General features: G+C 36.7%; 1 pseudogene. It reads left to right on the top strand.

The features are described from left to right. Window positions 1–245: pseudogene (locus FC14_RS06610) on the top strand (RNA-guided endonuclease TnpB family protein); the annotation flags it as partial.

The raw sequence follows: 245 nt of genomic DNA, 5'->3' as shown, positions 1-245 counted from the left end.
GCCAAATTACAAGCTAAAGGTACTAAATCAGCTAAACGGCGTTTAAAGAAATTATCTGGACGAGAGAACCGTTGGATAACCGATGTTAACCATCGGTTGTCTAAGACACTGGTCCAAAAATTTGGTTCCAACACCTTGTTTGTTTTAGAAGACTTAACAGGTGTTTCTTTTGAACGTACTGACTTACCTAAAGCCTTACGTAATCAAAATAAATCCTGGGCTTTTTATCAATTAGCACAATTCTT

The organism is Ligilactobacillus agilis DSM 20509 (assembly GCF_001436215.1).
In the GTDB taxonomy this organism is placed as follows: domain Bacteria; phylum Bacillota; class Bacilli; order Lactobacillales; family Lactobacillaceae; genus Ligilactobacillus; species Ligilactobacillus agilis.
This window is presented reverse-complemented; position numbering and strand designations above follow the sequence as displayed.